Source organism: Shewanella sp. 4_MG-2023 (assembly GCF_030548015.1).
GTDB lineage: Bacteria > Pseudomonadota > Gammaproteobacteria > Enterobacterales > Shewanellaceae > Shewanella.
Window position 1 is genome coordinate 1 of the sequence record NZ_JAUORL010000058.1, and the last position, 8,307, is coordinate 8,307.

Sequence of the window (8,307 nt, forward strand, 5' to 3'; positions counted from 1 at the left end):
GCTGGATTAGCTGGATTAGCTGGATTAGCTGGATTAGCTGGATTAGCTGGATTAGCTGGATTAGCTGGATTAGCTGGTTCAATGGTGCCTACTGGTCACCATGAGCTTGCTGAGCTTAATATACGTGCCGTTATTGCTAGCTCGCTTGTCAACTTTTTGGGTGCAACATTTACGGGTCAATTTTTAGCGATGTTATCACTACCATGATTTAAACATTACCAATAAAAAGGTCGTTATCATTTAGTAATAACGGCTTTTTTTGTCTTTAAAAACAGCCATTCTCAGTGAATTTTACTTAATCAACTTTTGCTACAGCTGTTTATGGTATGTTACTTGCTAAGGTTTTATATAATGATATTGGGCATATAAATAGTTTTATAGATTATTTAATTATTGGTTGTTAGTTAAAAGTAGCGACATTGTTCACGTTTTGGGATTAAGTATTCGTATTTTGTCTTTTTTGTATTGAGCTTTTGGCCGAAATAGGTACAATGCGAACGTTTATAAAAAACGCCATCCATGTAGGTGGTTAAAAACAAATATCAATGGGGTTGATAATGAAAAACGTTAAAACTTTAGCTTTAGCTGCAACAACTGTTGCTGCAATGTCTGCACCAGCAATGGCTGCTGACCGTACCGATTTACGTTCTGGCGATTACAGCTGGATGCAGTTCAACGCAATGTACGCAGTAAATGAGCTTCCACGCGATGGTTCTACTGATAATGGCCATGACTACTTAGAAATGGAATTTGGTGGTCGCGCTGGTATTGTTGATCTGTATGGCTACGTGGATGTTTTTAACATCACTAACCAGAATTATGGCGACAAAGGCGCTGGTGCTAGCAAGATGTTCATGAAGTTTGCTCCACGTTTTTCTCTTGATGCAATCACTGGCAAAGACCTTTCTTTTGGCCCAGTTCAAGAAGTTTACATCTCAACTTTGTTCAACTTCGGTGGCGGCGCTATCTCAGGTACTGATAAAAATGGCAACGTTTACGACGGTGACGTAAACAACGCTTCAGTTGGTATCGGTGCTGACGTTATGGTTCCATGGTTAGGTAAAACTGGCATGAACTTATACGGTTTCTACGACCTAAATGCCAAAGAGTGGAACGGTTACCAGTTCTCAGCTAACTGGTTTAAGCCAGTGGTTAACTTTGATAACGGTACTTTTATTTCTTTCCAGGGCTATGTTGATTACCAGTTCGGTGCAGATGAAGTTAATGCGTATAATGACGATGGTTCATTCTACAACACTACTTTCACCTCTAACGGTGGCGCGGCATATTTCGGTTTACATTGGCATTCAGACAACTACGCACTAGGTTACGGCTTAAAAGCGTATAAAGACGTTTACCTTCTTAAAGATGAAGGTACATTCGGTCTAGAAACTACCGGTTTCGCACATTACTTCACAGCAACTTACAAGTTCTAAGATTGCTTGAAAGTATAGAGCCACACTTGTGTGGCTCTATTTTTTTATTAATTTATGTTAGTATTTACTTAAATATACCGTAGAATTTGCTAAAGTGTATTTAGATAAATATTAAGGTCCAAATAAGTGATATTAGCTTGTCATTAATTTGGATTGATTTGCGCGCTAAAACGGATTTTTCGCGGAATGGATGAAACAATAATCTTTGTTTCACCTCTTCCGGTCTTCAAGGATTCAAGTCGTGGTACTCGTTATCAGGTTGAATACTTAGTTCAGTAATTTATGAATTTATTTACTGGCAATGCTCGAAGGCCCGGCCCCATCAACACCCTAATGCCAGCTTAATTGCATTGCCATAACAAGATTAATTTATTTTTTGTTTTGGAGAGCACACATGAGTGATTTAAAAAAAGCAGCACAACTTGGCATTTCATTAATGGATTTAACCACATTAAATGATGATGATACTGACCAAAAGGTCATTGATTTATGTCATAAAGCGAATACTGCTGCTGGACATACCGCTGCAATTTGTATTTACCCTCGTTTTATCCCTATCGCTCGTAAAACCTTAAACGAACTTGATTGTGAAGACATCAAAATCGCCACAGTGACTAACTTCCCACACGGTAATGACGATATTGCTATCGCAGTATTAGAAACCCGTGCCGCAGTCGCTTACGGCGCAGACGAAGTTGATGTGGTATTTCCATACCGCTCATTAATGGCTGGCAACGAAAGCTTAGGTTTTGAGCTAGTCAAAGCGTGTAAAGAAGCCTGTGGCGATCAAGCTATCTTAAAAGTGATTATCGAATCAGGTGAGTTAAAAGATGCAGCGTTAATTCGTAAAGCATCTGAGCTTTCAATTGATGCAGGTGCTGACTTTATCAAAACATCAACCGGTAAAGTACCGGTTAATGCCACACTTGAAGCGGCTGAAATTATGTTAACCGTGATTAGCGAAAAGAACACCAATGTTGGTTTTAAACCAGCCGGTGGTGTACGTGACGCGGCTAAAACTGCCGAGTTTTTAGGTTTAGCTGAACGCATTCTAGGTGCTGACTGGGTTACTCCGGCACACTTTAGATTCGGCGCTTCAAGCTTATTAACTAGCTTACTTCATACTCTTGAGTTAGCCGATGCGCCTGCTGGTGCACAAGGTTACTAATCAAAGTTAGTATTGTACGGTTTTGACATAACGATTTAGCATGCACCGAATGGATCATTTTAGCCCATTCGGTGCCTTATTGTTGTAGCAAGATGGCTCAATAAATTCATCTTGCTGGAGGAAGTAGCATGTTTCTCGCTCAAGAAATTATTCGTAAAAAACGTAATGGTGATGCATTAAGCGCAGCTGAAATTCAATTTTTTGTTGATGGCATTACTCAAAATACCGTTTCAGAAGGCCAAATAGCCGCTTTTGGTATGGCTGTTTATTTTCAAGATATGAACATGGATGAACGTATTGCCTTAACCACAGGTATGCGTGACTCAGGTACTGTATTAAACTGGGATGCACTGTCACTTGACGGCCCCATTATTGATAAGCACAGCACCGGCGGTGTTGGTGATGTCATTAGCCTGATGCTTGGCCCAATGGCGGCGGCATGTGGTGGTTATGTACCGATGATTTCGGGTCGCGGCCTTGGTCATACTGGCGGCACCTTAGATAAATTTGATGCCATTCCTGGTTACCAAACCGAGCCATCAAGTGAGTTGTTTCGCAAAGTAGTTAAAGAAGCTGGCGTTGCCATTATTGGCCAAACCGGTGATTTAGTCCCTGCCGATAAGCGTTTCTATTCAATCCGTGATAATACCGCAACCGTTGAGTCTATCTCGTTAATTACTGCTTCAATTCTTTCTAAAAAGCTCGCAGCTGGGCTAGATGCTTTAGCAATGGACGTCAAAGTCGGTAGCGGCGCATTCATGCCTACTTATGAAGCCTCTGAAGAACTTGCTCGCAGTATTACAGCAGTGGCAAACGGTGCTGGCACTAAAACTACCGCTTTATTAACTGACATGAACCAAGTATTGGCATCATGTGCCGGTAACGCGGTTGAAGTGCGTGAAGCGATTAACTTTTTAACTGGCGCTTACCGTAACCCACGTCTTTACGAAGTCACTATGGGCCTATGTGCTGAAATGCTCGTACTTGGCGGCATTGCGCAAAATGATGCTGACGCACGTACAAAATTAAATACTGTTTTAAATAATGGTAAAGCGGCTGAAATTTTTGGCCGTATGGTATCAGGCCTTGGCGGGCCAGCAGATTTTGTTGAGTCTTATGACAAATATTTGCCACAGGCGAAAATTATTCGTCCTGTGTATGCCAACAAACAGGGTTTTGCTCATAGCATGGATACCCGAGAGTTAGGTTTAGCGGTAGTGACCTTAGGTGGTGGCCGCAGAAAGCCTGGCGACGCATTAGATTATAGCGTTGGATTAACAGAAGTATGTGCATTAGGTGATGAGATATCAGCTGATAAGCCTATCGCCATGGTACATGCTCAATCTGAAGCCGCTTTCGAAGAAGCCTCTGCTGCCGTTCAGCAGGCGATTAACATTGAAGATTCTGCGCCAGAAAAGACGCCTGAAATCTACCGTTATATCCGCGCTTCAGATTTATAATGGAGTAAAAATTATGAAACGTACATTTATTTTAATGTTGGATTCTTTTGGTGTTGGTGCTGCCACTGATGCTGAAAAATTCGGAGATACAGGTTCAGATACCTTTGGTCATATTGCTAAAGCCTGTGCTGAAGGCCGAGCCGATATTGGCCGAAAAGGACCATTAACACTGCCAAACCTGGCAAAGCTCGGTCTAGGCCATTTAGGTTTTGAAAGTACGGGTAAATTCGCCGATGGTTTCGCTGATAATATCGACGTGATTGGCGCTTATGGCCATGCGGATGAATTAAGCTCAGGTAAAGATACGCCTAGTGGACACTGGGAAATGGCTGGCGTGCCAGTATTGTATGAATGGGGTTACTTTTCTGATTTAACCAACTCTTTTCCAAAAGAGCTTACGGATAAAATCCTCAAACGTGCGGGCTTAACCGACTTTTTGGGTAATTGCCATGCTTCAGGTACAACAATTTTAGAAGAACTTGGCGAAGAACACATGCGCAGCGGTAAGCCAATTTTTTATACTTCAGCTGATTCAGTTTTTCAAATTGCCTGTCATGAAGAATCATTTGGTTTAGAAAACCTATACCGTTTGTGCGAAATTACCCGTGAAGAGCTAGAGCCTTACAATATTGGCCGCGTGATTGCGCGTCCATTTGTGGGCTCGGGTCCTGAAGATTTTGCCCGTACAGGTAATCGACATGATTATGCGGTATTACCGCCAGCGCCAACGGTATTAGATAAGCTTAAAGATGCCGGTGGTGAAGTGGTGAGTATTGGTAAAATTGCCGATATTTATGCTAACAGCGGTATTACCCAGAAATTTAAGGCAACAGGTCTTGAAGAGTTATTCGATGCAACCCTTGAGCAAATCAAGCGTGCTGAAGATAACACCATTGTATTTACTAACTTTGTTGACTTTGATTCCCACTACGGACACCGTCGTGATATTGCCGGTTACGCCAAAGCTTTAGAATACTTTGACCAACGTTTGCCAGAGTTATTAGCCTTACTTAACCCTGATGACTTGTTATTACTGACAGCCGATCATGGTTGCGATCCAAGCTGGGTTGGCACCGAGCATACCCGCGAACGTGTTCCTGTGATTGCTTTAGGCGCGGGGTTAGCTGCCGGTTCATTAGGCCGTAGAAACAGTTTTGCCGACATTGGGCAGTCTATTGCGACGTATTTTAAGCTTGAACCTATGGATTATGGCGAATCATTCATTAATTGATGATTCAAATGCTATCTACTAAGGTTAATCTGTTAATAAATATAGTAGAATCACGTCCGGCAGCGAAGGGGATGACTTTGCTGCCCACATATAAAGATATACGATAAAAATATAGGGGTTTTTCCATGGCTACACCACATATTAATGCTGTTGACGGTGCATTTGCTGAAACAGTTTTATTCCCAGGCGATCCATTACGTGCAAAATATATTGCTGAAACATTTTTAGAAAATGTAGAGCAAGTTACTGATGTACGTAACATGCTTGGTTTTACTGGAACATATAAAGGTACTCGTGTATCTGTAATGGGTTCTGGTATGGGTATTCCATCATGTTCTATTTATGCGCATGAGCTTATTTCTGATTACGGCGTTAAAAACCTAATCCGTGTGGGTTCTTGTGGCGCAATTAGCACTGACGTAAAAGTGCGTGATGTGATTATCGGAATGGGCGCTTGTACTGACTCGCAAGCAAACCGTTTACGCTTTAAAGGTCAAGATTTTGCTGCGATTGCAGATTATGGCTTAATGAACGCAGTGATCGAATCAGCTAAAACGCACGAAACTAAAGTGCGTGTAGGTAACGTTTTCTCTGCTGATTTATTCTACACTCCAGATCCTTCTATGTTCGATACCATGGAAAAAATGGGTGTACTTGGGGTCGAAATGGAAGCGGCAGGCCTTTACGGTGTTGCACACGAACTTGGCGCTAAAGCATTATGCGTAGTGACAGTTTCTGACCACATCAGAACCGGAGAAAAAACCACTTCTGATGAACGTCAAAATACTTTCAACGAAATGATTATCATGACATTAGATGCAGTAGTTACTCTGTAATTTAACGTTTATTATTTCGTAAAAAAGCGTAACTGATTTATCAGTTACGCTTTTTTTTTAATGGTTAATTGGCTTTACTTTTATCATCAAGTCTGAGGTTTTCGGCTTCTAGTATCTCTTGTTTAAAAGTCATATTTTCATCGCTATCAGACTCTGTTATCAGTGAGGATTTTGGGTTAGCGCTTTGGTCATCCATATCTGCCGGTTCAGTCCGGCTATCTTCAAGTTGATGCATTTCTTCAGACAAGCTTTTTTGCACTAATTGGCTATTTTTACGTCCTTGTTTGGCGCGAGTTTTACGTCGGTCGAAATCTGCGCGTTTAAACGAAAAGACCCGCGACAGCAGCAAACCAATAATACCTGCAATAATCAGCATAATTTGTTGTTGCTTCATATTTTCTTGATAGTGGCTTTTTAATTCATCAAAGAAAATATGTAAGTTTAACCTCACCTCGATATAGCCTAAGTTATTGTCACCTTGAAGCACGTTTTCAATTAAAGGTGGGTAGGGCGATAACATCTCAGTTAGTACTTTATCATCGGCGTCAAATTCGATGTCTGATACGCTTTGGGCAAACGCCAGCCTTACCCCTTGAGTACTGTACATGTTCACTGACATCACTTTCGGGTCGAGCACGAGCGCATTGGCTAGCCATTGTAGTTGCTCATCATTTTGTAGATGCATTGCTGGGGCTGCGCCATTGGCCACTTGTTGAGCTAATAAGCGCGCCATGATTTGGGTTTGCGAACTCAGCAGTTGCTGACCGTTATTAAGGCTCGACTTCCATAAATGCACTAAAGCAAATAATAAAATTACAGCAATGCTGATTTGAATTAATCTGCTGATTTTTTGGCTTTTTTTAAGACCTTTAACAAAAATCACTTTAATCCTTGGTCATTTTTCTATTTAATTAATACTAATCGAAATAATTCATTGTAGATAGTCGCAATCATTGGGGAAATGCAGTCCATGGAAACTCAGGTAAATATTCAGCCATTAACGTGGTTATTCTCAACATTTGATGCGACGTATAGCCATAATCATGTCACTTTAACTCGTTATTTTGAAGACGAGTATCTTAACAATGTTCAGGTTAAGTACCCTTATCGTTTTAGAGTGGTATTTGAAGCGCAATCTTTTGGGGCCATTAATGACTGGCTGGCAAAGTTAACCCAAGACTGCGCGATTACGCCTTTGATGAGACATAACGATTTACAAGGTTTTGAACTTGCCTCAACCTCAGCTTTAGGGACACTGATGAGTCAATTTCCGCAGCAGGTAAAAGCAGAACTTCTCAATATAACCGCGCCGCTAGCGAGCTTATTTAAACCGGGTCTATTAGTGATGGATATGGACTCCACCGCGATTCAAATAGAATGTATTGATGAATTAGCTGTGATGGCTGGCGTGGGTGAGGCGGTATCAGAAGTCACCGAAAGGGCCATGCAAGGGGAATTAGACTTTGAAGAGAGTTTACGCTTAAGGGTCAGTAAGCTTGCAGGCGCCAATGAGAGTATTATCAGCACTTTATGTGAGCAACTTCCTTTGATGCCAGGACTTAAAAGCCTAGTGGCAGAGCTAAAGTCTAACGAGTGGAAGTTAGTGTTAGCCTCGGGCGGATTCACCCCATTTGTGGGCTATTTAAAAGATTTACTGGATTTAGATGCCGCTTACGCCAATGAGCTGGTCATTGAAGCGGGTAAGTTAACCGGTGAAGTAACAGGTGATGTGGTTGATGCCCAATATAAAGCCAATGTGATTGATAAGTGCAGTGCCACTTGGCAAATTGCTGCAGGGCAACGGCTGGCCATTGGCGATGGCGCCAACGATATTCCTATGGTTAATGCTGCTGATTTTGGTATTGCCTTCCATGCTAAGCCGAAACTGCTTGCTGCAGCCGATGCGAGTATCAATAACTTGGATTTACGCTGCTTAGTGTATTACTTGCAAGCCTAAAAACACTGCAAGCATAATGTTAAATGACGGTTTAACCTAAGTGACTAAAAGCTGCCGATACCAGTATCAATAACTTGGATTTACGCTGCTTTGTTTATTACTTTGTGTATTACTTGCAAGCCTAAAAACACTGCAAGCATAATGTTAAATGACGGTTTAACCTAAGTGACTAAAAGCTGCCGATACCAGTATCAATAACTTGGATTTACGCTGCTTTGT

The 8,307-nt window shown here is 41.6% G+C and carries 7 protein-coding genes and 1 pseudogene; 7 read left to right on the forward strand and 1 reads right to left on the reverse strand.

Features of this window, described 5'->3' with window-relative positions; translation table 11 throughout:
* The 6 genes and pseudogenes from Q4546_RS18810 to deoD all read left to right on the forward strand — a co-directional run.
* Window positions 1-207: pseudogene (locus Q4546_RS18810) on the forward strand (hypothetical protein); the annotation flags it as partial.
* 350 nt (window positions 208-557) lie between these two features.
* Window positions 558-1,436 (forward strand): outer membrane protein OmpK, encoded by an 879-nt coding sequence (locus Q4546_RS18815; RefSeq protein ID WP_303446835.1) that lies wholly within the window; start codon window positions 558-560, stop codon window positions 1,434-1,436.
* A gap of 394 nt (window positions 1,437-1,830) precedes the next feature.
* On the forward strand, window positions 1,831-2,604 hold the full coding sequence (gene deoC, locus Q4546_RS18820; protein ID WP_076543290.1) for a deoxyribose-phosphate aldolase: 774 nt from the start codon (window positions 1,831-1,833) through the stop codon (window positions 2,602-2,604).
* 128 nt (window positions 2,605-2,732) lie between these two features.
* Window positions 2,733-4,064, forward strand: coding sequence for a thymidine phosphorylase (deoA, locus tag Q4546_RS18825; RefSeq protein ID WP_102436198.1), 1,332 nt, complete (start codon window positions 2,733-2,735; stop codon window positions 4,062-4,064).
* Between the two features lie 13 nt (window positions 4,065-4,077).
* Window positions 4,078-5,295, forward strand: a complete 1,218-nt coding sequence (locus Q4546_RS18830) for a phosphopentomutase (RefSeq protein WP_102436196.1) — start codon at window positions 4,078-4,080, stop codon at window positions 5,293-5,295.
* Between the two features lie 125 nt (window positions 5,296-5,420).
* Window positions 5,421-6,131 (forward strand): purine-nucleoside phosphorylase, encoded by a 711-nt coding sequence (gene deoD, locus Q4546_RS18835; RefSeq protein WP_076543293.1) that lies wholly within the window; start codon window positions 5,421-5,423, stop codon window positions 6,129-6,131.
* A gap of 64 nt (window positions 6,132-6,195) precedes the next feature.
* On the opposite strand, the gene Q4546_RS18840 is transcribed toward deoD, so the two are convergent.
* Window positions 6,196-7,014: an AhpA/YtjB family protein gene (locus Q4546_RS18840; RefSeq protein WP_303446836.1), complete on the reverse strand. Its 819-nt coding sequence runs from the start codon at window positions 7,012-7,014 to the stop codon at window positions 6,196-6,198.
* Between the two features lie 87 nt (window positions 7,015-7,101).
* Here Q4546_RS18840 and serB point away from each other — a divergent pair, with 87 nt between their 5' ends.
* Window positions 7,102-8,088 (forward strand): phosphoserine phosphatase SerB, encoded by a 987-nt coding sequence (gene serB / locus Q4546_RS18845; protein WP_102436192.1) that lies wholly within the window; start codon window positions 7,102-7,104, stop codon window positions 8,086-8,088.
* Window positions 8,089-8,307 lie beyond the last annotated feature (219 nt).

What these genes read in the sequence shown, in the direction of transcription:
- Q4546_RS18830 (WP_102436196.1), top strand. Translation starts at nt 4,078, where the DNA reads ATGAAACGTACATTTATTTTAATGTTGGATTCTTTTGGTGTTGGTGCT.
- deoC (WP_076543290.1), top strand. Translation starts at nt 1,831, where the DNA reads ATGAGTGATTTAAAAAAAGCAGCACAACTTGGCATTTCATTAATGGAT.
- deoD (WP_076543293.1), top strand. Translation starts at nt 5,421, where the DNA reads ATGGCTACACCACATATTAATGCTGTTGACGGTGCATTTGCTGAAACA.
- Q4546_RS18815 (WP_303446835.1), top strand. Translation starts at nt 558, where the DNA reads ATGAAAAACGTTAAAACTTTAGCTTTAGCTGCAACAACTGTTGCTGCA.
- serB (WP_102436192.1), top strand. Translation starts at nt 7,102, where the DNA reads ATGGAAACTCAGGTAAATATTCAGCCATTAACGTGGTTATTCTCAACA.
- deoA (WP_102436198.1), top strand. Translation starts at nt 2,733, where the DNA reads ATGTTTCTCGCTCAAGAAATTATTCGTAAAAAACGTAATGGTGATGCA.